Origin of the sequence: Pseudomonas sp. B10 (assembly GCF_900156235.1) — a bacterium.
GTDB classification, from domain to species: domain Bacteria; phylum Pseudomonadota; class Gammaproteobacteria; order Pseudomonadales; family Pseudomonadaceae; genus Aquipseudomonas; species Aquipseudomonas siliginis.
In genome coordinates this window covers 5,328,321-5,349,313 of sequence record NZ_LT707063.1, presented here as the reverse complement: position 1 = coordinate 5,349,313, position 20,993 = coordinate 5,328,321, and the positions used below count along the sequence as shown (strand labels likewise).

The 20,993-nt window shown below is 62.1% G+C and carries 20 protein-coding genes; 4 read left to right on the top strand and 16 right to left on the bottom strand.

What is annotated here, in order from left to right; translation table 11 throughout:
• Positions 1 to 189: 189 nt before the first annotated feature.
• Positions 190 to 3,660, top strand: a complete 3,471-nt coding sequence (locus BXA01_RS24295) for a hybrid sensor histidine kinase/response regulator (protein WP_024012183.1) — start codon at positions 190 to 192, stop codon at positions 3,658 to 3,660.
• Positions 3,661 to 4,029: 369 nt separating this feature from the next.
• On the opposite strand, the gene rmuC is transcribed toward BXA01_RS24295, so the two are convergent.
• Together rmuC and BXA01_RS24285 are read right to left on the bottom strand one after the other, a co-directional pair.
• The gene (gene rmuC / locus BXA01_RS24290) at positions 4,030 to 5,394 is read right to left on the bottom strand and encodes a DNA recombination protein RmuC (protein ID WP_163012613.1); all 1,365 of its coding nucleotides are present in this window, start codon (positions 5,392 to 5,394) and stop codon (positions 4,030 to 4,032) included.
• 175 nt (positions 5,395 to 5,569) lie between these two features.
• Positions 5,570 to 5,893: a hypothetical protein gene (locus tag BXA01_RS24285; RefSeq protein ID WP_024012181.1), complete on the bottom strand. Its 324-nt coding sequence runs from the start codon at positions 5,891 to 5,893 to the stop codon at positions 5,570 to 5,572.
• 911 nt (positions 5,894 to 6,804) lie between these two features.
• Here BXA01_RS24285 and BXA01_RS24275 point away from each other — a divergent pair.
• From BXA01_RS24275 to BXA01_RS24265, 3 genes are all read left to right on the top strand, one after another.
• Entirely contained in the window at positions 6,805 to 7,029 is a 225-nt protein-coding gene (locus BXA01_RS24275) for a hypothetical protein (RefSeq protein ID WP_016773719.1), read from the top strand.
• Between the two features lie 271 nt (positions 7,030 to 7,300).
• On the top strand, positions 7,301 to 7,783 hold the full coding sequence (locus BXA01_RS24270; protein WP_024012180.1) for a hypothetical protein: 483 nt from the start codon (positions 7,301 to 7,303) through the stop codon (positions 7,781 to 7,783).
• Positions 7,784 to 7,929: 146 nt separating this feature from the next.
• On the top strand, positions 7,930 to 9,201 hold the full coding sequence (locus BXA01_RS24265) for an OmpP1/FadL family transporter (protein WP_076566733.1): 1,272 nt from the start codon (positions 7,930 to 7,932) through the stop codon (positions 9,199 to 9,201).
• A gap of 210 nt (positions 9,202 to 9,411) precedes the next feature.
• Here the strand turns inward: BXA01_RS24265 and BXA01_RS24260 are convergent, their stop codons facing one another.
• The 14 genes from BXA01_RS24260 to cobO all read right to left on the bottom strand — a co-directional run bounded on the left by BXA01_RS24260 (position 9,412) and on the right by cobO (position 20,953).
• Positions 9,412 to 9,972, bottom strand: a complete 561-nt coding sequence (locus tag BXA01_RS24260) for a glutathione peroxidase (RefSeq protein ID WP_071171497.1) — start codon at positions 9,970 to 9,972, stop codon at positions 9,412 to 9,414.
• A 55-nt stretch (positions 9,973 to 10,027) separates the two neighbouring features.
• Positions 10,028 to 10,150: a hypothetical protein gene (locus BXA01_RS27445; protein ID WP_024012178.1), complete on the bottom strand. Its 123-nt coding sequence runs from the start codon at positions 10,148 to 10,150 to the stop codon at positions 10,028 to 10,030.
• A complete protein-coding gene (locus BXA01_RS24255) occupies positions 10,147 to 11,355 on the bottom strand; it encodes an MFS transporter (RefSeq protein WP_076566730.1) in 1,209 nt (402 codons plus the stop codon). The genes BXA01_RS27445 and BXA01_RS24255 overlap by 4 nt, the downstream gene beginning before the upstream one ends.
• Before the next feature lie 52 nt (positions 11,356 to 11,407).
• Positions 11,408 to 11,812 (bottom strand): MarR family winged helix-turn-helix transcriptional regulator, encoded by a 405-nt coding sequence (locus BXA01_RS24250; protein ID WP_076566727.1) that lies wholly within the window; start codon positions 11,810 to 11,812, stop codon positions 11,408 to 11,410.
• A gap of 175 nt (positions 11,813 to 11,987) precedes the next feature.
• Complete coding sequence (locus BXA01_RS24245) at positions 11,988 to 12,710, bottom strand: adenosylcobinamide-GDP ribazoletransferase (RefSeq protein ID WP_076566724.1); 723 nt, start codon at positions 12,708 to 12,710, stop codon at positions 11,988 to 11,990.
• 1 nt (position 12,711) lies between these two features.
• Positions 12,712 to 13,287 (bottom strand): alpha-ribazole phosphatase family protein, encoded by a 576-nt coding sequence (gene cobC, locus BXA01_RS24240; RefSeq protein ID WP_076566721.1) that lies wholly within the window; start codon positions 13,285 to 13,287, stop codon positions 12,712 to 12,714.
• On the bottom strand, positions 13,284 to 14,339 hold the full coding sequence (cobT, locus tag BXA01_RS24235; RefSeq protein WP_076566718.1) for a nicotinate-nucleotide--dimethylbenzimidazole phosphoribosyltransferase: 1,056 nt from the start codon (positions 14,337 to 14,339) through the stop codon (positions 13,284 to 13,286). The genes cobC and cobT overlap by 4 nt, the downstream gene beginning before the upstream one ends.
• Entirely contained in the window at positions 14,336 to 14,857 is a 522-nt protein-coding gene (gene cobU / locus BXA01_RS24230; RefSeq protein ID WP_076566715.1) for a bifunctional adenosylcobinamide kinase/adenosylcobinamide-phosphate guanylyltransferase, read from the bottom strand. Before cobU ends, cobT begins: the two co-directional genes overlap by 4 nt.
• A gap of 120 nt (positions 14,858 to 14,977) precedes the next feature.
• Entirely contained in the window at positions 14,978 to 16,429 is a 1,452-nt protein-coding gene (locus tag BXA01_RS24225; protein ID WP_076566712.1) for a cobyric acid synthase, read from the bottom strand.
• Complete coding sequence (gene cobD / locus BXA01_RS24220) at positions 16,426 to 17,418, bottom strand: threonine-phosphate decarboxylase CobD (protein ID WP_076566710.1); 993 nt, start codon at positions 17,416 to 17,418, stop codon at positions 16,426 to 16,428. Before cobD ends, BXA01_RS24225 begins: the two co-directional genes overlap by 4 nt.
• Positions 17,411 to 18,319 (bottom strand): adenosylcobinamide-phosphate synthase CbiB, encoded by a 909-nt coding sequence (cbiB, locus tag BXA01_RS24215; RefSeq protein WP_076566707.1) that lies wholly within the window; start codon positions 18,317 to 18,319, stop codon positions 17,411 to 17,413. The genes cobD and cbiB overlap by 8 nt, the downstream gene beginning before the upstream one ends.
• Positions 18,316 to 18,966 (bottom strand): 5,6-dimethylbenzimidazole synthase, encoded by a 651-nt coding sequence (bluB, locus tag BXA01_RS24210; RefSeq protein ID WP_024012169.1) that lies wholly within the window; start codon positions 18,964 to 18,966, stop codon positions 18,316 to 18,318. The genes cbiB and bluB overlap by 4 nt, the downstream gene beginning before the upstream one ends.
• Complete coding sequence (locus BXA01_RS24205; protein WP_076566705.1) at positions 18,963 to 20,345, bottom strand: cobyrinate a,c-diamide synthase; 1,383 nt, start codon at positions 20,343 to 20,345, stop codon at positions 18,963 to 18,965. Before BXA01_RS24205 ends, bluB begins: the two co-directional genes overlap by 4 nt.
• Positions 20,342 to 20,953 (bottom strand): cob(I)yrinic acid a,c-diamide adenosyltransferase, encoded by a 612-nt coding sequence (cobO, locus tag BXA01_RS24200; RefSeq protein ID WP_016773703.1) that lies wholly within the window; start codon positions 20,951 to 20,953, stop codon positions 20,342 to 20,344. The genes BXA01_RS24205 and cobO overlap by 4 nt, the downstream gene beginning before the upstream one ends.
• Positions 20,954 to 20,993 lie beyond the last annotated feature (40 nt).

The window sequence follows — 20,993 nt, the reverse complement described above, 5'->3', positions numbered from 1 at the left end:
TGCATTCCAGAACGTGGGAGCGAGCCTGCTCGCGAAGAGGCCCGCCCGGGCACCACAAAAACCACCCGGTACCCCGCCTGCGACACCCCGCCACGCCACGACCTTGGTCGACACTGACTAACCGTCGCGCGCGTGCGAGACTGTCCGCCCGGGCAGGAGTGCCGGGGAGTCTTTTGTCGGGAGTGCTGCATGTCGTTGTCCACCGGGCTGATCGCCGTCGTTGCCCTGGCCTACATGGCCATCATGTTCGCCATCGCCTTCTACGGCGACCGTCGCAGCACGCCGTTGCCGCCACGTGTGCGTGCCTGGGTGTACAGCCTGTCGCTGGCGGTCTACTGCACCAGCTGGACGTTCTTCGGCGCGGTCGGTCAGGCGGCGGAACAACTGTGGTCATTCCTGCCGATTTACCTCGGGCCGATCCTGCTGCTGGTCGGCGCGCCGTGGGTCCTGCAGAAAATGGTGATGATCAGCAAACAGGAGAACATCACCTCCATCGCCGACTTCATCGCCGCGCGCTACGGCAAGTCACAATCGCTGGCGGTGGTGGTGGCGCTGATCTGTCTGGTCGGAGTGCTGCCCTATATTGCCCTGCAACTCAAAGGCATTGTCCTCGGCGTGAACCTGTTGATCGGCGCCGGCGCCGATGCCATGGGCACCCGCGCCCAGGACACGGCGCTGATCGTGTCGCTGGTGCTGGCGTTGTTCACCATCGTTTTCGGTACGCGCAACCTCGACGCCACCGAACACCACCGTGGCATGGTGCTGGCGATCGCGTTCGAGTCGCTGGTCAAGCTGTTCGCCTTTCTCGCCGTCGGCGCCTTCGTCACGTACGGCCTGTATGACGGTTTCGACGACCTGTTCAATCAGGCGATGCTCGCCCCGCGCCTTGAGGCGTATTGGAAGGAAACCATCAACTGGCCATCGATGGTGGTGCAGACCGGCGTGGCGATGATGGCGATCATCTGCCTGCCGCGGCAATTTCACGTGACCGTGGTGGAGAACATCGACCCGCAGGATCTGCGACTGGCGAAATGGGTCTTCCCCGCCTATCTGGCTTTGGCCGCACTGTTTGTAGTCCCGATCGCCCTTGCCGGTCAGATGATGCTGCCCAGCGATGTGCTGCCCGACTCGTTCGTGATCAGCCTGCCGCTGGCCCAGGCCCATCCGGCGCTGGCGATGCTGGCGTTTATCGGCGGCGCATCGGCAGCGACCGGCATGGTGATCGTCGCCAGCGTCGCCCTGTCGACCATGGTCTCCAACGACATGCTGCTGCCGTGGCTGTTGCGCCGCAACAACGCCGAGCGCCCGTTCGAAGTGTTCCGCCAGTGGATGCTCTCGGTGCGCCGGGTCAGCATCGTGGTGATTCTGCTGCTGGCCTACGTCAGTTATCGCTTGCTCGGCTCGACCGCAAGTTTGGCGACCATCGGCCAGATCGCTTTCGCGGCGGTAACGCAACTGGCGCCGGCCATGCTCGGCGCGCTGTACTGGAAACAGGCCAACCGCCGGGGCGTGTTCGCCGGCCTCGCCACCGGCACGTTCCTCTGGTTCTACACGCTGGTTCTGCCGATTGCCGCGCACAGTCTCGGCTGGTCACTGGCGAGCTTCCCCGGCTTAGCGTGGCTGCACAGCAATCCACTGAACCTGCCGATCACCCCGCTGACTCAAGGCGTGGTGCTGTCGCTGGCGGGTAACTTCACCCTGTTCGCCTGGGTCTCGGTGCTCTCGCGCACGCGGGTTTCGGAACATTGGCAGGCCGGGCGTTTCATCGGCCAGGAAATCAGCGCGCGACCTAATGCCCGTTCGATGCTGGCGGTACAGATCGACGATCTGCTGCAACTGGCGGCGCGTTTTGTCGGCGAAGAACGCGCGCGGCAGAGCTTCATTCGTTTCGCCTACCGTCAGGGCAAGGGCTTCAACCCCAACCAGAACGCCGACAGCGAATGGATTGCCCACACCGAACGCTTGCTCGCCGGTGTCCTCGGCGCTTCTTCGACGCGCGCTGTAGTAAAGGCCGCCATCGAAGGTCGGGAAATGCAGTTGGAGGACGTAGTCCGAATCGCTGACGAAGCCTCGGAAGTGCTGCAGTTCAACCGCGCCCTGCTGCAAGGCGCGATCGAGAACATCACCCAGGGCATCAGCGTGGTCGACCAATCGCTGAAACTGGTGGCGTGGAACCGGCGTTATCTGGAGCTGTTCAACTACCCCGATGGCCTGATCAGCGTCGGCCGGCCGATTGCCGACATCATTCGCTACAACGCCGAACGCGGTTTGTGCGGCCCCGGCGAAGCGGAAGTGCACGTCGCGCGACGCTTGCACTGGATGCGTCAGGGCCGCGCACACACTTCCGAACGGCTGTTCCCCAATGGCCGGGTGATCGAGCTGATCGGCAACCCGATGCCCGGCGGCGGTTTCGTCATGAGCTTCACCGACATTACCGCGTTCCGCGAAGCCGAACAGGCCCTGACCGAGGCGAACGAAGGGCTGGAGCAACGGGTCAGCGAACGTACCCAGGAACTGTCGCAACTCAATGTCGCGCTCACCGAAGCCAAGGGCAATGCCGAGGCGGCCAACCAGTCGAAAACCCGCTTCCTCGCCGCCGTCAGCCACGACTTGATGCAACCGCTGAACGCCGCGCGACTGTTCTCCGCCGCCCTCTCCCACCAGAACGAAGGCTTGAGCGCAGAGGCGCAGCAGCTGGTGCAACACCTCGACAGCTCGCTGCGTTCGGCGGAAGACCTGATCAGCGATCTGCTGGACATCTCGCGCCTGGAAAACGGCAAGATCAACCCGGACCGCAAAGCGTTCGCCGTCAATGAACTGTTCGACACCCTCGGCGCGGAATTCAAGGCGCTGGCTCAAGAGCAAAAGCTCACGTTCCGGGTGCGCGGCAGTCAATTGCGCATCGACAGCGACATCAAACTGCTGCGGCGGATTCTGCAGAATTTCCTCACCAACGCGTTCCGCTACGCCAAAGGCCCAGTGCTGCTGGGCGTGCGTCGGCGCGGTGGTGAGTTATGTCTGGAAGTCTGGGATCGCGGCCCGGGCATTCCGGAAGACAAGCAGCAAGTGATTTTCGAAGAATTCAAACGCCTCGACAGCCACCAGACCCGCGCCGAAAAAGGTCTGGGCCTGGGTCTGGCGATCGCCGACGGCTTATGCCGCGTGCTCGGGCATACCTTGCGCGTTCGTTCCTGGCCGGGGCGCGGCAGTGTGTTCAGCGTGACAGTGCCGATCGCCCGCACGCAAACCCCTCCAGTCAGCGCCACGGTGGAACTGAACGGAAAACTGCTCAGCGGCGCGCAGGTGCTGTGCATCGATAACGAAGACAGCATCCTGATCGGCATGAACAGCCTGCTGAGCCGCTGGGGCTGCCAAGTGTGGACGGCGCGCAATCGCGAAGAATGCGCAGCGATATTGAATGAAGGCGTGCGGCCGCAACTGGCGCTGGTCGACTATCACCTCGACCACGGCGATACCGGCACAGAGCTGATGGCGTGGTTGCGCACGCGCCTGGGCGAGCCGGTACCCGGCGTGGTAATCAGCGCGGATGGACGCCCGGAGACCGTGGCGCAAGTGCATGCGGCGGGCCTGGATTACCTGGCCAAACCGGTGAAGCCGGCAGCGTTGCGGGCGCTTTTGAGTCGGTATTTGCCGTTGTAGAAGGTGACCTTGCAGACGCCTTAGTGAGCAGGCTCGCTCCTACAATTGGATCGAATACCACCGCAAGGAACAGGTCGGCTATCAGGCCGCCTTCGCGAGCAGGCTCGCTCCCACAGAAAAGCAAAGCAGCGAAGCTGCCCGCGGCAAAGCCGTCCCACTCAACAATGAGCGCAAGCTCGAGTGCTTTTGATCTTGATTCACCGGCGACGTAGCGAAGGAACCCGAGCCTGCGAGGGCCGAACGCAGGAGCAAGCCTTTTGGGTTACCTTTTTGGCGTTTGAAAAAGGTGACTCGCCGTAAGGGCGAAACCGCCAGCCGCCATCACCGCAGCAACGGATATGCCCCCAAAATCAGCCCAAAAAACGACGCCTACTCAGGCAACTCAACCAACCCATCAACATCCGTCATCGCCCGCTCCAGCAAATCCGCCGGCAAGCTCTTGCTCGCCCGCGCACCGAGCAACTTCAACTGCTCACTGCGGCTGACCAGATTACCGCGCCCCTCTGTCAGCTTGTTGCGCGCTGAGCTGTAAGCCTTGTCCAGTTGCTGCAGACGATTGCCCACTTCGTCCAGATCCTGAATAAACAACACGAACTTGTCGTACAGCCAACCCGCGCGCTCGGCGATTTCCCGGGCGTTCTGGCTCTGGCGCTCCTGCTTCCACAGACTGTCGATCACCCGCAGCGTAGCCAGCAGCGTAGTCGGACTGACGATCACGATATTGCGGTCGAAAGCATCCTGAAACAGCGAAGGCTCAGCCTGCAAGGCCGCAGAAAATGCCGCTTCGATCGGCACGAACAGCAAGACGAAATCGAGGCTGTGCAGGCCTTCCAGGCGCTTGTAATCCTTGCCGGCCAAACCTTTGACATGATTGCGCAGCGACAACACATGCTGCTTGATCGCGACCTGCCCCAACGTTTCGTCATCTGCCGCAACATACTGTTGATACGCGGTGAGGCTGACTTTCGAGTCGACCACGACTTGCTTGTCGCCGGGCAGGTAAATGATCACATCGGGCTGGAAGCGTTCACCGTCCGGGCCTTTGAGATTGACCTGGGTCTGGTATTCGCGGCCCTTCTCCAGACCTGCGTGTTCAAGAACGCGCTCGAGGATCAGTTCGCCCCAATTGCCCTGGGTTTTCTGGCCCTTGAGCGCGCGAGTCAAGTTGGTCGCTTCGTCGCTCAAACGCAGATTCAATGCCTGCAAACGCTCCAGCTCCTTGGCCAGCGAGAAGCGCTCGCGGGCTTCGGCCTGATAGCTTTCTTCCACGCGTTTTTCAAAGGACTGGATGCGTTCTTTCAACGGATCAAGCAACTGCCCGAGCCGCTGCTGGCTGGTTTCGGCAAAGCGCTGCTCACGCTCATCGAAGATCTTTCCGGCCAGCTCGGCGAATTGCGCACGCAACTCATCGCGCGAGCCTTGCAGGTCGTTGAGACGTTGTTGATGGCTTTCCTGTTGTTCGCGAAGTTCGGCACTCAGCGAGGCCGCGTGGGCGTCGAGGCGGCGCAACTCAGCGTCTTTGTTGGCGCGTTCGAGGTTCCAGGCGTGGGAGGCATCGCGGGCGTCGTCGCGCTCGATCTGCAGCAATTCAACTTCGCGGCGCAGCGCGGCGAGGTCTGCCTGTTTGGCGGCGTTGGCCTGGCCAAGATCGGCGATTTCATCGCGGCTCGCTTCAAGCTGCGCGGTGAGGCCGTCCTGGGCCAGTTGCGCCATCGCCAGGCGCTCCTCGAGCAAGGCCAGATCGGCCTGGGCGTTGCTGGCCCGGCGTTGCAGTTGCCAGGCCAGCGCCAGCAGCGGCACCCCTGCTGCCGCAAGACCAAGCAATACGCTGGTCAAGTCCATAGCCATAGCGACTCCTGCCAATCGGATAAAGCCTGAAGGTTAACCAAGGTGTCTGGGCTTGGACAGCTCAGTCTTCGATCAGACCGAGTTCCTGCTGCGCGCGACGGTCACCGGCACGGGCGGCCTGACGCAGCAGCTCTTGGCCGATACGCCGGTCACGGGCATTGCCGCACTCGCGGCAAATCAATTGGCCGAGGCGGCTTTGTGCGGCGACCACGCCTTCGCGGGCCGGTTGCTTGAGCAGGCGGCCCGCGAGGTGTTTGGCGCTGGGGCTGTCGCTCAGGCGCGGCGCATCGAGCAGCCATTCAGCCACACGCACGGAAAAACGCTTGGGAGCGGTAACAGAGGTCGGGTTGGAGGTAACAGAGTCTGATACTGAGCGAAACTTCATAAAGCACTGCGGGACAGATCGGAAGGCGCGCCACTTTACTCTCTTTTTCTTACAGGTAAAGTCGAAAAAAACCCGGCACGCCCGTCCTAGAGCAAGCGCTAGGGACAATCCACAGAAGCTGTGGATAAGTCAGTGGACAACCGCTCTGTGATCCTCGCAAAGCCTTATGGAATGGGGCTCGCAGTCAAACTGACGATTTTTTCACCAACAAAAAAAGACGATATTTTTCATTGACTTAAACTTTTGATACAGGCAGCGACTGGAGTCAGGATCGATGTGACAGTTGCGTTACGCTCTGCGCAACTAATGTGCACAAGTACCTGTGCGCCGGTTATATGCGTGCGCTTTTTCGGGTCATTTTGCGCAGCTGCGAACGACCCAAAGGCTCTGCGAAAAGCCTGCACGCCGACGGACGGTGCGACACGACCTTTCCCGGTGATCCTTTTTTTGGTCATGGGGTTTGCTTCGCCCGAACGGATCCGTTACTATCCGCGGCGTTAGTACCAAGCTGAAAGTCAATTCCGGTCGAACATCTCCCCACGGTCAACTTCCAACAGGAAGACACTGCCGAAAAAAGCGGGAACGACCCCTCGATGGTTTCCAGGTAAATCTTGCGACGACGCTGCCTTTGAACGAAAACAAAGGGCGTTGCGAAGAACACTTACTCTGACCGAACCAACCTGCAAATTGATCAGGATCTTCACCCCGGGCCCAGAACCTTTGCCCTCGCTGTGATGCCTGTCCTCCTAAGTACCTACCTGCCAGCCCAAGCGCGCTCACTTATCAGCGCTTCAAACTGGCTGCTTTGTTCCAGTCGGGTTCTTCGTTCGATCAATGGTGATCAACGTTACTGGAACGTTTTAACGTTGCACGGTTCTTATCCGTGTCATTTGTAGGAACACCTAATAACTATGTCTACTCAAATCCAGACTCAGGATGCCATTCGCACCCTAACCAATGCTTTTGCTCCAATGAACTGCCTGATCATGGCCGCTCGCAAAGGCTGCTTCAGCTTCACCGTGGTCAATGAACACGGTATCGCTCGTCACAGCGAGCGTCTGTACCCCGATCAATACTCCAGCGCCGAACCGCTGCAGGCCGTGATCGAGCGTACCCGTCAGGCACTGGTTGCCTGAAAGCCGGACAGGCTGCAAAAGCAAAGCCCTGCTGAAAAGCGGGGCTTTTTATTGCCTGATATTTCACTTTTAGCGCAACGCTTCTAAGCATGTTCCGATCTAACGCCCGGGATGCGATGGCGGAAATATTTTAAAAACAGGCCTTTACACGCTGAATATGACACTACACTTCAACTCAAGCGGCTTGACCCGCTTGCGGCGAGCCTGAGTCGATCCACTGCTGCCAAGGCCCCTTCAGGACTCGCCCTCAACAACAAGAACCGAGGGTGTTATGGGTATCGCTGCCAGCGAACTGTGCCGCTATGTGATCCGTCCCACACTGATTTATCTGGGACGCCACTGCGCAACTGCCGAATCCCTGCTGCTGGGTATCGCCGCCAGCCAGTCCGCCCTCGGGTCTGCCCTGCATGACCGCCGTGGCCACGGCCTCTACCGGATTGCCGAGCATCGCCATCAGGCCCTCTGGGATGATTATCTGGCGCTCGATCCGGAGCGCGCCAGCCTGGTGCGCGGCCTCGCCAGTCAGCATGCGTTCCTCAGCGGCCCGCATCTGGAACTGACCGTCAACCTGCGTTACGCCACGGCCATCGCCTGGCTGCTGGTGGAAGAACAGAATCCCACCCTCCCCGCTCCGACCGACCTGCTCGGCATGGCACGTATCTGGCGCCAGACCTTTCAACCGCAAGGCCGTTTGCGCGACTTTACCTATGCCTGGCAAACCTGTGTTTCACCGCTGAATCAGGTCGCTTGCTGACCGGGCGGTTTCACAAGTTCTCGCATCAGGTCGCCATTTTGGTCGGATTGTCCTACAAAACCGCTCTAACTCAAGGCATACAGGCTATAGCGCTGGGACGAAAATGTTGGTAATTTTCGCCCCGGTGATCACCAGGAGTTCTAATAATGAAAAAAGTCATGCTCAAAACCACCCTTAGCCTCGCCGTTACCCTTGCCTCTACACAAATCTTCGCGGCAGGTTTTGCCCTCAACGAACAAAGCATCAGTGGGATGGGGACTGGTTTTGCCGGGCGATCTTCTTCTGCCGACGACGCAAGCACTGTTTATGGCAACCCGGCCGGCATGGCGCGCATCAAGCGCGAACAAGTCACCGGCGGCGTCGCCCTGGTCGACGCGCATACCGATATCAGCGATACCAGCTCCAGCCCGAACGGCGGCAGCAACAAAGGCGACATGGTGCCCCTCACTGCCGTACCGATGGGCTTCTATGTAAAACCGATCGATGATCACTGGGCATTCGGCCTCGGTGTGTACGTGCCGTTCGGCCTGATCACGGATTACGAAAATGGCTTTGCCGGCCGTTACTTCGGCAGCAAGTCCGAAGTGCAAGTCATCACTTTCCAGCCAACCGTCAGCTACGCCTTCAACGATAAGGTGTCGATCGGTTTCGGCCCGACCATCAACCGCATCGACGGCTCGCTGGAATCCAACCTGTCGATCACCCAGGCACTGCCGGACGGCAAGGTCAAGATCAAGGGTGACGACACCGCGCTGGGCTACAACGTCGGCTTGCTGGTCCAGGCCACCGACACCACCCGTGTCGGCCTGACCTATCACTCCAAGGTCGACTACAAGCTCGAAGGCGACACCAAGGTCAACTACAACGCTCTGGCGCTTGTGGGCGTTGGTGCCAACCAGAAGTACGACGCTTCGTTGAAGATCACCACGCCGGAATCCGTGGACCTGTCGGTCACCCAGGCAATCAACGATCGCTGGAATGTCTACGCTGGCACCACCTGGACTCGCTGGAGCCAACTGGAAAAGATCACCGTGAAGAACTCCGGCGTGCAGCCTCTGCTGGCCGGTCAGTTCGGTTCGATCAACGAAGACCAGAACTGGCATGACTCCTGGGCGTATGCCGTGGGTACCTCGTACCAGTTGAACAAGGAATGGGTCCTGCGTACCGGTCTGACCTTCGACCAGTCGCCAACCAATAACGAAGACCGCTCGCCACGTATCCCGACTGGCGACCGCACCATCTTCAGTATCGGTGCCGGCTGGAGCCCGACCGACGACCTGACCATCGACGTCGCGTACTCGTACCTCAAAGAAGAGTCGGTCAACATCCGCAACGAAAACGCGCGTGGCCAGACTTACGATGCCAAGTATGAAAACTCGGCAAACGGCTTCGGTGTCGGCGCGACATACCGCTTCTGATGCACCGTGGCGAGGCTGATCCCTCGCCCACGAAAAAGCCCCGCTCTCTTTACAGAAGCGGGGCTTTTTCATGTCTGCAATTTTTCACTGAAACGACAAAATCACCATTGTGGGAGCGAGCCTGCTCGCGAAGGCGGTATGTCAGATGTTGATTTGCTGACTGACACACCGCTTCGCGAGCAGGCTCGCTCCCACAGGGAACAGCATGAATCAGGGCTTAAGCGGCTTGGAGGCAATGGCCTTTTCGATCGCCGCAATAAATTCCGGATCATCCGGTTTGGTCAAACTGGAAAAACTCGCCACGACCTTGCCCTGCCGGTCGACCACGTACTTGTAGAAATTCCACTTCGGCGCATTGCTCTGCGCGGCCAGCACTTGGAACAGGTGCGTGGCGTCGTCGCCGCGAACCTTCTGCGGCTCGGTCATGTTGAAGGTCACGCCATAATTGGCGTAGCAGACCTTGGCGGTTTCCGCGCTGTCCTTGGACTCCTGCTTGAAGTCATTCGAAGGCACGCCGAGCATCTCCAGCCCTTGCGCCTTGTAGCGTTTGTTGAGCGCCTCAAGCCCTTCGAACTGCGGGGCGAAACCGCAGAAGCTGGCGGTATTGACCACCACCAGCGGTTTGTCGGCGTACTGCTTGCACAGATCGATGGATTCCTTGGCGCGCAGCTTGGGCAGCGAGCCTTGTAGCAGCTCAGGACAGTCGGCGGCCTGGGCCAGGCCAGTCAACGCCATCAGCAACGCGGGAACAGCACACCAGCGCATCAACATGTCGAATTTCCTTGGGCAGTCATTCAGGCTTCGACGTTACTCGCCACGCTGCCATCTAGCAAATACTCATACCCAATTGCATCAGCGCCAGACCGCCGCGTTGCCAGCCCCACCACACCAGCGCCAACAGCGCAGCAGCCAGTGCGGTCACGGCGAATCGCGCGCAGATCCGGCTCATGCTGCACTCGCCGCAGCTTGCAGGCGGGCCACCGGACGCTCGCGCACCGGCCAGTTCAGCGCCGCCGCGAGCAGGCTCAAGAGAACCGCCACTTGCCAGATCAAGTCATAACTCCCGGTTCGGTCGTAAACCACCCCGCCCAGCCAGCCACCAAGGAATGAGCCGAGCTGATGGAACAGAAAGACGATGCCACCGAGCATGGACAAATTGCGCACGCCGAACAAGGTCGCCACCGTACCGTTGGTCAAAGGCACCGTCGACAGCCACAGGAAGCCCATGGCCATGCCGAACAGATACGCCGTGGTGGTCGTCACCGGCAACCACAGGAACAGCACGATCACCACCGCGCGCATTAGATACAACGCCGTCAGCAGACGCGGTTTGGACATGCGGCCACCAAGCCAGCCGGCGGTGTAAGTGCCGAAGATATTGAACAATCCGATCAACGCCAGCACCGTAGTGCCGACACTGGCGGGCAGATGCTGATCGACCAGATACGCTGGCAAGTGCACACCGATGAACACCACCTGAAAACCGCAGACAAAAAAGCCGAACGCCAGCAGCCAGAAACCAGAGTGCGAGCAGGCCTCACGCAGCGCTTCGGAAAGAGTCTGTTCATGGCCAAGCACCGGCAGCGGTTTGTCCTTGAGCATGCTCACCAGCGGCACAATCATCGCCACCAACAGGCCCAGCACCAACAGCGCGGCCGACCAGCCGAGCCAGCCGATCAGGCCCAGCGTGCCCGGTAACATCGCAAACTGGCCGAACGAACCGGCGGCGCTGGCGATACCCATGCCCATGCTGCGTTTCTCAGGCGGCACAGCGCGACCCACAACACCAAGAATGACCGAAAACGAAGTGCCCGAAAGACCGATACCGATCAGCAGGCCGGCACTGAGTGACAGAGTCACTGCCGAATCAGACAGGCCCATGCACACCAGGCCCGCCGCGTAGAGGATCCCACCGACCAGCACCACTTTCGCCGCGCCGAAGCGGTCAGCCAGCGCGCCGGTGAACGGCTGCGCCAGGCCCCAGATCAGGTTCTGCAGGGCGATGGCGAAGGCAAACACCTCGCGCCCCCAGCCGAATTGCGCGCTCATCGGCGACAGGAACAGACCAAAACCGTGGCGCACGCCCAATGACAACGCCAGGATCAGCGCACTCCCCAGCAACACCCAACCGCACGTACGCCACATCGATGTCATTGTTATTCTCCAGTCGCGGGTATATACCCGCTTGAGCGCGAAAAAACCGCCGTCAGGCCAGTTCGTCGAGCAGTTTGAGCAAGGTTTCGCGCTTCTCGGCACCGAGACGGTCGATCAGCCGCTGTTGCGCCGCTTCCCACGCCGGCAATGCCGCTGCCAGGCGCTGCACGCCGGTTTCGGTGAGGCGTACGATACGGTTGCGCATGTCCTGGCCTTCGGCCAGCGCCACCAGACCTTCGCCCTCCAGCACACGTAGATTGCGCCCGAGCGTGCTGCGATCCAGGCCCATGGCTTCGGCCAGTTCGGAAATGCTCGGTTGCTCCAGCCGCTGCAGATTGCACAGCAGAGAATACTGGGCAACGTTGATCCCGAAGCCATCGAGAGCGCCGTCGTAATGCCTGCTGACGCCACGCGCGGCGCGACGCAGGTTGGTGCACAAACACTGAGAAGGAAGCATGATGCGTGTATATACCCGCGAGTGTGTTAAATCAAGTTACAGATGAGTTTAATCTGAACATCATTGTTGCCGGTGAGGCCGCCTTCGCGAGCAGGCTCGCTCCCACAGGGGATTGCATTTCGAAGGTGGGAGCGAGCCTGCTCGCGAAGGGGCCGGCATCATCTACGCAAATCCTTCAGACCAAAGCGAGCCCCACCAACACCCCCATCTCCAGCAATTCCAGCAACGCCCCCGCCGTGTCCCCGGTAGTCCCGCCCAACCGCCGCATCATCAAACGCCGCAGCCAGACAAACCCGACCAGCGAAATCAGCACCGCGCCGATACCCGCGATCAAAACGCAGCCCAGCGCACTCAACCCCAGCACCCACCACCCCGCCTTGCGCGGCAGATGATCGGCCAGTGCCTGACCCAAGCCACCCGCACGCACATACGGCGTAGTCAGAAACAACCCCAACAGCGCCGCTCGCCCGAGCACCGGCACGATGATCAGCGCCAGGGTATGCCCTTGTTCGATCAGTGCCAGCAGCGCGGCAAATTTGAGCAACAACACCAGCACCAGCGTGACCACCGCAATCGGCCCGCTGCGCGGATCTTTCATGATCGTCAGCGTGCGCTCGCGATCACCAAAACCGCCGAGCCAGGCATCGGCGCTGTCGGCCAGGCCATCGAGATGCAGCGCGCCGCTGAGCAATACCCACACGGTCAGCAACAGCGCCGCATGCAGCAACATCGGCGCGCTGGCCAACAACAGATTCAACGCATAGAGGATCAACCCGAACAGCAATCCCACCAGCGGATAAAACAGCAGCGAACGGCCGAGCTGTTGCGGCTCGGGCATGCCCGGCAGACGAATCGGCAGGCTGCTGAGAAACTGCAAGGCGATCCACAGCGGTAACATCTCAGTGACCTTCCTTGAGCGCGCCGTCAGCCGCGACCGTTAGCGCAAACAGCGCGCCGTGGCCGACTTCGACATTGAGCAATTGTTCACGCGGCAGACCTCGTGCCTGCGCCAGCAACAAGCGCATCACGCCGCCGTGGCTGACCAGCAGAATCCGTTCGCCGGCGTAAGCCGCCTGCAACCGCGCGACCGCCGCCAGCACCCGCGCGGAAAACGCGCTGACCGGCTCTCCCTGCGGTGGCGTGAAGCCATAGGGATCAGCCCAGAACAGCCCCAGCGCTTCGGCGTCCGTTTCCATCAACGCCGCCGCGCTCTGCCCTTCCCACGCGCCGAAATGCAGCTCTTGCAGATCCTTGTCCAGATGCACGGACAGGTTCAGTTGCTCGCCGAGTTCAGCAGCGAAGCGCGCGCAGCGCTGCAATGGCGAACTGACGATGCGATCCCACGGCCCGCCGTCGACCACCGCCGCACGCATCTGCGTCCAGCCGTTTGCGGTCAGCGCATCGTCGAGGCTGCCGCGCAAGCCGCCGCCGAGTTCCGTTTCGCCATGGCGCAGCAGATCCAGGCGCAGGCTCATGCCGGGCGATCCGCCACGGCTGCTTCGGCGAACGTCGCCATTTGCCCGTGCAGGTCACAGGCCAGACGCAGCAACGGCACCGCCAACGCCGCGCCACTGCCCTCGCCGAGGCGCAGGCCGAGCTCGAGCAGCGGCTCGGCGCTCAAGGTTTCCAGCACATGGCGATGGCCCGGCTCGGCACCGCGATGGCCGAACAACAGCCACTGGCGACAGGCGGGATTCAAGCGCACCGCGACCAGTGCCGCGACCGTACAGATAAAGCCGTCAACCAGCACCGCGATGCCTTCCTGCGCGCAGGCCAGATAGGCGCCAACCAACGCGGCAACCTCGAACCCACCGAGATTGAACAACGTCTGCAAGGCATCGCCACGCTGTGCGGCATGCAGCGCCAGAGCGCGTTCGATGACGTGCGCCTTGTGGCTGACGCCAGCGGCATTCAGCCCGGTGCCGGGACCGGTCAGGTGCGCCACCGGGCAATCGAGCAAGGCGCAGGCCAGCGCACTGGCCGCCGTGGTGTTGCCGATGCCCATCTCGCCGCCGATGAACAACTGGGTGCCGGCGGCTTTCGCGCGCGACACGCTTTCGCGACCCGCCTGCAAGGCCGACTCGCCCTGCGCCTGAGTCATCGCTGCGCCCTGAGCGAAGTTCGCTGTTCCCGCGCCGATGTTCAGATGGCGCACGCCGGGCAGATTCAGCGCCGGGTTCACCGTGCCCAGATCGACCACTTCCAGCTGCGCACCGAGCTGACGCGCCAGCACGCTGATCGCCGCGCCGCCGCTGACAAAGTTGAGCAGCATCTGCCCGGTGACTTCCTGCGGATAAGCCGATACGCCTTCGGCTACCACGCCATGGTCGCCAGCGAAAATCGCGATCCAGACTTGATCCAGCGTTGGCTTGAGCTGACCTTGCAGACCGGCCAGTTGCACGGCCACCGTTTCAAGGCGCCCCAGCGAACCGGCCGGTTTGGTCAGTTGCTGCTGGCGCTCGGTCGCTTGCGCGAAGATCTCGGCATTCACGGTTTTGCATGGGTTCAGCCACCAGGTCGGGCTCATAACGCAGGTCCTTTCAAAGTCATGGGCAGGCCGGCAACGGTCAGAACAACTCGCTGACAACGCTCGGCCAGAGCTTGATGCAGCCAACCGGCTTCATCGACATAGCGGCGAGTCAATTCGCCCAGCGGCACGACACCCATTCCGGTCTCGTTGCTGACAAAAATGATTTCACCCGGCAACGACGCCAGGCAGTCGAGCAAGGCTTCACGCTCGGCGGCGAGACGTTCGGCGTCGTCGAGCATGAGCAGATTGGTCAGCCACAGGGTCAGGCAATCGACCAGCAGGCAGCGCTCGGCGCCGGCGGATTCGCGCAGCACGCGGGCCAGTTCCAGTGGCTCTTCGATCAACGCCCATTCGACCGGGCGACGTGCGCGATGATGGGCGACGCGTTGATTCATTTCGCCGTCCAGCGGTTGGCTGGTGGCGATGTAGGTGACCGCCAGATGGCTGTCGCTGGCGAGTTTTTCCGCCAGACGACTCTTGCCGGAGCGGGCGCCGCCGAGGATCAGTTGGAGCATGGGTTCATCCAAAAATGTGTGGTGAGACAACCGGCCCCTTCACGAGCAGGCTCGCTCCCACCGTTGATCGCATTTCCCTGTGGGAGCGAGCCTGCTCGCGAAGAGGCCAGCCCGGACAACTCAAACTCCACAGAGCTGACGCAACAAATCGGTATCCAGATGCTTCTCCACCAGATCCGCCAGCCGTTCGATATCGCGTTCGCGCAAGCCGTGGTAATCGACTTCCTGCACATCACTCAACCCGGCCCAGCGCAGCAACGCCGCACTCGCCTCGGGGGATTCGAACAAGCCGTGCAGATAGGTGCCGAACACCTGGGCATCGGCACTCTGCGCACCATCGCATCGACCGTCGTCCAGATGCACCGCCGGGTTTTCCAGTGCCGGTCCGCTGGTCACGCCAGCATGGATTTCATAACCGCTGACTGCGGCGTTTTCCAACGCCAGCCGCCCGCGCACGTTGCGCAATTGCTTCTCGGCTTCGAGTTGCGTTTCGAACGCCAGCAGACCCAGCCCCGCGCTGGAGCCGGCAGCGCCTTCCAGCCCGAGCGGGTCGTGCACCTGCTCGCCGAGCATCTGCAGACCGCCGCAAATCCCCAGCACCTTGCCGCCGTAGCGCAGATGCCGATTGATCGCCGCATCCCAACCGTTGGCGCGCAGATAAGCCAGATCACTGCGCACGCTTTTCGAGCCCGGCAGGATGATCAGGTCGGCGGCGGGAATCGCCTGGCCCGGGCCGACGAACTGCAGATCCACCTGCGGATGCAGACGCAGCGGGTCGAAGTCGGTGTGATTGCTGATGCGCGGCAGCACCGGCACCACCACTTTCAATACCTGCTCGGCCTTGTCGGTCTGGCGTTGGTCGATGCCGTCCTCGGCTTCAAGGTGCAGGTCCATCACGTACGGCAACACGCCGACCACCGGTTTGCCGGTGCGTTGTTCCAGCCAGTCGAGGCCCGGTTGCAACAAGGCGATATCGCCGCGAAAGCGGTTGATGATGAAGCCTTTGACCCGCGCCTGTTCACTCGGCGAAAGCAATTCCAGGGTACCGACCAAATGCGCAAACACGCCGCCGCGATTGATGTCGGCGATCAGCAGCACCGGGCAATCCACCGCCTCGGCAAAGCCCATGTTGGCAATGTCACCGGCGCGCAGATTGATCTCCGCCGGCGAACCGGCGCCTTCGACCATTACCAGCGGATACGCAGCGCTGAGTCGCTCGTGCGAGGCGAGCACCGCTTGCATCGCGATGGCCTTGTAATCGTGATAGGCGACGGCGTTCATCGTCGTCACCGCGCGGCCATGAATGATCACCTGGGCGCCGGTGTCGCTGTTGGGCTTGAGCAGCACCGGGTTCATGTCGGTGTGGGGTTCGAGAAAGGCCGCTTGCGCCTGCACTGCCTGCGCGCGGCCGATCTCGCCGCCGTCAGCGGTGACTGCGCTGTTGAGCGCCATGTTCTGCGGCTTGAACGGCACGACCGCCACGCCCTGGCGGGTGGCCCAGCGGCACAACGCCGTCACCAACGTGCTTTTGCCGGCATCGGACGTGGTGCCTTGCACCATCAGAGTGGTCATGGGTGGTCCTTGGTGAAAGCTTGCAAAGCCTGTTCGAGACGCAGCTCTTGCGCGGCATCCGCTGGCAGGCCGAAACGCACGCTGCTGTTGTGGCTGAACAGGCGCAGGAGGATGCCGCGCCGGGCGAGGAATTCGTGCAGCGCTTCGGCGTGCTCGGTGATCAGCCACTGAAACAGCGCGCAGCCACCCTGCGGTGCAAAACCGCAACGGGTCAGCAGCGCCGCCAGCCGTTCGCTCGCTTCATCGCTGCGAATCCGCTGACGGGTATGGCCCTCGGTGTCTTGCAGGCACGCCGTACCGAGTACCCGCGTCGGCCCGCTCACCGCCCACGGCCCGACCTGTTCGGCGAGCAGTTTGAGCAACTTGCGCTCGGCCAGAACGAAACCGAGGCGCACCCCGGCCAGACCGAAAAACTTGCCGAACGAACGCAACACCACCAGCCCGACCTGATGCGAATAGGGCGCCAGGCTCAGTTGCGGTGTGTTATCCATGAACGCTTCGTCGACCACCAGCCAGCCGCCGCGTTGCGCCAGCCGCGCATGCCAGTCGAGCAGGCGTGCCGGGGTCAGGCTGAGTCCGGTCGGGTTGTTCGGATTGACTACCACCAGCACATCGAGACTGTCGAGAAAGAATTCGACCTCCTGCTCGAGCACTTCACGGACGATGTAACCGCTGCGCCGCCAGGCTTCGGCATGCTCGGCATAGCACGGCGACAACACGCCGACCTTGCCGGCCCGGCGCAGACGCGGCAGCAGCTGGATGGCCATTTGCGAGCCGGCCACCGGTAGCACCTGGGCGGCGCCGTAATAATCGCAGGCGGCCTGTTCCAGACCGTCGTCGGTTTCCGGCAAGCGCGCCCAGGCGCGTAGCGGGATCTCCGGGATCGGGAACGGCCACGGCGCGAGGCCGCTGGACAGGTCGAGCCAGTCGGCTTCGGCAATCCCGTAATCGAGTGCAGCCTTGCGCAACCGGCCACCGTGCTCAAGCATAAAATTCCGCCCCCAGGCAAAGCATCAGCAGCCATAACCATACGCCGCGCTGGACCAATTGCCAGCCACGGTCAATGGAATCAGCATCGGCCGGCGCACCTTCGCCCAGTTGCGGGCGTTCATGCAGTTCGCCGTGATAGATCGCCGGGCCACCCAACTCGACGCCCAGCGCACCGGCACCGGCCGCCATCACCGGGCCGGCGTTGGGGCTGTCCCACTGCGGCGCCTGGGTGCGCCAGCACTTCAGTGCGAGTCGGGTTTTGCCCAGTAGCGCGTAGGTCAACGCCACCAGACGCGCAGGAATGTAGTTCAACACGTCGTCGATTTTCGCCGCCGCCCAGCCGAAACGCTCGAAGCGTTCGTTGCGATAACCCCACATCGCATCGAGGGTATTGCTCAAGCGATACAGGACCACGCCCGGCGCGCCGGCGACGGCAAACCAGAACAGCGCAGCGAACACTGCATCGCTGCCGTTCTCCAATACCGATTCGGTGGCGGCACGGGCCACGGCGTTGCTGTCCAGTTCATTGGTCTGGCGGCTGACCAGATAACCGACGCGCTTGCGTGCCTCGTCCAGATCATCGGCGCGCAACGCCGCCGCAACCGGCGCAACATGTTCGCCGAGGCTGCGCATGCCGAGGGCGCAATACAACGCGAGAATCTCGACAATCCAGCCGACATAGGGCGCCCAGGAAAATGCCGTGGCGAGCAGAGTCAGCGGCAGTACCGCGAGCACCCACGCGGTCACGCCATGGCTGCGCCAGCCACGACCGCCGGCGTTGAAGCGTTGCTCGATGCGCCCGGCAAAATTGCCGAACGCCACCAGCGGATGCCAGCGTTTCGGTTCACCGAGCAGCGCATCCAGCGCTACCGCGGCGACACTCAGCAACGCCACACTCATTGACTCACTCCCCAATAATTTTCGTAAAGCAACTCGTTCAGCGGTCGCGCCTGCGCCCAGCCTTCAAGCACCAGCATCGGCGCCGGATAGAATTCCTTGACCGGGCCGAGACACAACACCGCCAGCGGCTTGGCACCGGCCGGCAACTTGAGCAAATCCGCCAAGGCTTGCGGTTCGAACAGCGAGACCCAGCCCATGCCCAGGCCTTCAGCGCGGGAGGCCAGCCACAGATTCTGGATCGCGCAGGACAACGAGGCCATGTCCATTTCCGGCAACGTGCGCCGACCGAAAATGTGTTTTTCGCGATCGTCCATCAGCGCCGCGACCAGCACCTCAGCGCAGTCGTTGATGCCTTCGACCTTGAGTTGCATGAACTCGTCGCTGCGCTCGCCGAGGGCCTCGGCGGTGCGGATGCGTTCTTCTTCCACCAGATCGCGGATCTGCCCGCGCAGAGCGCGATCGCTGATGCGGATGAAGCGCCACGGCTGCATCAGGCCGACGCTCGGCGCTTGATGAGCGGCTTCGAGCAGACGACGCAGCAACTGCGGTTCGACGCTGCCGCCGGTGAAGTGGCGCATGTCGCGGCGCTCGGCGATGGCCTTGTAGACCGCTGCGCGCTCGGCTTCGGAGAAGGTGTTGTCGGTCATGGGCCTTTCGCGAGCAGGCTCGCTCCCACAGGGTTCAGGTGATCCATTGTGGGAGCGAGCCTGCTCGCGAAGGCGGCCTCACGGTCTGGCGCAAACAATGCAGCAATCGCGGTCGGATTGGACGGAAAATAAAAGTGCACATAAGAAGCCGTCATCCGCCCCTCTCGATAAACCGCCTCTGCCCCACGCCCGCCATTGGGACTGAGCCCACGGGCAATCGGCGTCAGCTCTGTGGTGGTCAGGGAATGATGATAGGTATGCCCACGCAACTCCCCTTCCGGCAATTCAACCGCCTGCAACGCCAGCGCCGCGAGACGCTTCTGCATCACCGCCTCGCCCTTGAGCAAACCGACCAGCTCAGCACGGGTGCCTTCCACGTCAGTCAGCGAATCAAGCAGATAAAGCATGCCGCCACATTCAGCGAGCAACGGCTTGCCCGCCGCGTGGTGCGCGCGGATCGCCGCCAGCATTGAGGCGTTTTGCGCCAGCGCGACGTGATGCAACTCTGGATAGCCGCCCGGCAGATACAGGCTGTCCGCCTCGGGCAATTGCGTGTCGCGGATCGGCGAGAAAAACTGCAGTTCGGCGCCCATCGCCCGCAGCAGATCGAGACTGGCGCCATAGGTGAAGGCAAAGGCTTCATCACGGGCGACGGCGATGCGCACACCTTTTAATAGAGGCTCGGCGGCGATGACCTCAGGCGCGGCGAATTCAACGGCTGGTGGCAGCGCGACTTGGCAACTGCTGGCCAGCGCATCGGCAGCCGCGTCGAGACGCAGATCCAGATCATTCAATTCGCTGGCCTGAACCAGACCGAGGTGGCGGCTCGGCAATTCGATGCCCGTCTCGCGGGACAGCGCGCCGTACCAGCGCAGACCTTCAGTGAGGCTGCCTTCGAGCAATTGCGCATGGCGCAAGGTGCCGACGCGGTTGGCCAGCACGCCAGCGAACGGCAAGTCCGGCTGATACTTCGCCAGGCCCAGCGCCAAGGCGCCAAAGGTCTGCGCCATGGCCGTGCCATCGATCACGCCGAGCACCGGCACACCGAAGTGGCGCGCCAGATCAGCGCTGGATGGCGTGCCGTCGAAAAGGCCCATCACGCCCTCGATCAGAATCAGGTCGGCTTCGGCGGCGGCTTCCCACAACAGGCGGCGACTTTCCTGCTCGCCGACCATCCACATGTCCAGTTGATACACCGGCGCACCGCTGGCGCGCTCGAGGATCATCGGGTCGAGAAAGTCCGGCCCGCACTTGAACACGCGCACCTTGCGCCCCTGATTGCGATGCAACCGGGCGAGCGCGGCGGTGACGGTGGTCTTGCCCTGACCGGAGGCCGGCGCGGCGATCAACACCGCCGGGCAGTGACGTGGTGGCTTCAAAGTTCGACGCCTTTCTGCGCTTTGATCCCGGCCTGAAAGGCGTGCTTGAGCATGCCCATCTCGGTGACCGTGTCGCCCATCTCGATCATTTCCGGCTTGGCGCCGCGACCGGTGACCACCACGTGTTGCATCGGCGGGCGCGCCTGCAAATCGCTGAGCACCTGATCGAGATCGAGGTAGCCGTGCTTGAGGGCGATGTTCAACTCATCGAGCACCACCAGGCCGATCGAAGGGTCGCGCAACAATTCGCGCGAGACTTCCCAAGCGGCGGTCGCCGCGGCGATGTCGCGCTGACGATCTTGGGTTTCCCAAGTGAAGCCTTCGCCCATGACGTGGAAACGCACCTGCTCGGGAAAGCGGCGGAAAAACAATTCTTCGCCAGTGCTGTTGCGGCCCTTGATGAACTGCACCACGCCGCACTGCATGCCGTGGCCCATCGCGCGGGCGAGCATGCCGAACGCCGAGCTGCTCTTGCCTTTGCCGTTGCCGGTCAGCACCAGCACCAGGCCGCACTCGTCGGGCGAGTTGGCGATGCGTTCGTCGATCACGGCTTTCTTGCGCTGCATGCGCGCCAGATGGCGTTCGTCACGCTCGGGGGAATCAGTCATGGGGGGAGCTCTCCGTTGAGGCTGGATAACGGCGGGCAGG

Coding starts and splice junctions, on each gene's coding strand:
- BXA01_RS24245 (WP_076566724.1), bottom strand. CDS start 12,710: ATGTTACCGCTGTGGATCGCCTTGCAGTTTCTCAGCAGCCTGCCGATT.
- BXA01_RS24255 (WP_076566730.1), bottom strand. CDS start 11,355: ATGACATCGATGTGGCGTACGTGCGGTTGGGTGTTGCTGGGGAGTGCG.
- cobO (WP_016773703.1), bottom strand. CDS start 20,953: ATGACTGATTCCCCCGAGCGTGACGAACGCCATCTGGCGCGCATGCAG.
- BXA01_RS24225 (WP_076566712.1), bottom strand. CDS start 16,429: ATGACCACTCTGATGGTGCAAGGCACCACGTCCGATGCCGGCAAAAGC.
- BXA01_RS24260 (WP_071171497.1), bottom strand. CDS start 9,972: ATGTTGATGCGCTGGTGTGCTGTTCCCGCGTTGCTGATGGCGTTGACT.
- BXA01_RS24285 (WP_024012181.1), bottom strand. CDS start 5,893: ATGAAGTTTCGCTCAGTATCAGACTCTGTTACCTCCAACCCGACCTCT.
- BXA01_RS24270 (WP_024012180.1), top strand. CDS start 7,301: ATGGGTATCGCTGCCAGCGAACTGTGCCGCTATGTGATCCGTCCCACA.
- BXA01_RS24295 (WP_024012183.1), top strand. CDS start 190: ATGTCGTTGTCCACCGGGCTGATCGCCGTCGTTGCCCTGGCCTACATG.
- BXA01_RS24250 (WP_076566727.1), bottom strand. CDS start 11,812: ATGCTTCCTTCTCAGTGTTTGTGCACCAACCTGCGTCGCGCCGCGCGT.
- bluB (WP_024012169.1), bottom strand. CDS start 18,966: ATGACCGACAACACCTTCTCCGAAGCCGAGCGCGCAGCGGTCTACAAG.
- BXA01_RS24265 (WP_076566733.1), top strand. CDS start 7,930: ATGAAAAAAGTCATGCTCAAAACCACCCTTAGCCTCGCCGTTACCCTT.
- cobC (WP_076566721.1), bottom strand. CDS start 13,287: ATGAGCCTGCGCCTGGATCTGCTGCGCCATGGCGAAACGGAACTCGGC.
- BXA01_RS27445 (WP_024012178.1), bottom strand. CDS start 10,150: ATGAGCCGGATCTGCGCGCGATTCGCCGTGACCGCACTGGCTGCTGCG.
- BXA01_RS24275 (WP_016773719.1), top strand. CDS start 6,805: ATGTCTACTCAAATCCAGACTCAGGATGCCATTCGCACCCTAACCAAT.
- cobT (WP_076566718.1), bottom strand. CDS start 14,339: ATGAGCCCGACCTGGTGGCTGAACCCATGCAAAACCGTGAATGCCGAG.
- cobD (WP_076566710.1), bottom strand. CDS start 17,418: ATGCTTGAGCACGGTGGCCGGTTGCGCAAGGCTGCACTCGATTACGGG.
- cobU (WP_076566715.1), bottom strand. CDS start 14,857: ATGCTCCAACTGATCCTCGGCGGCGCCCGCTCCGGCAAGAGTCGTCTG.
- cbiB (WP_076566707.1), bottom strand. CDS start 18,319: ATGAGTGTGGCGTTGCTGAGTGTCGCCGCGGTAGCGCTGGATGCGCTG.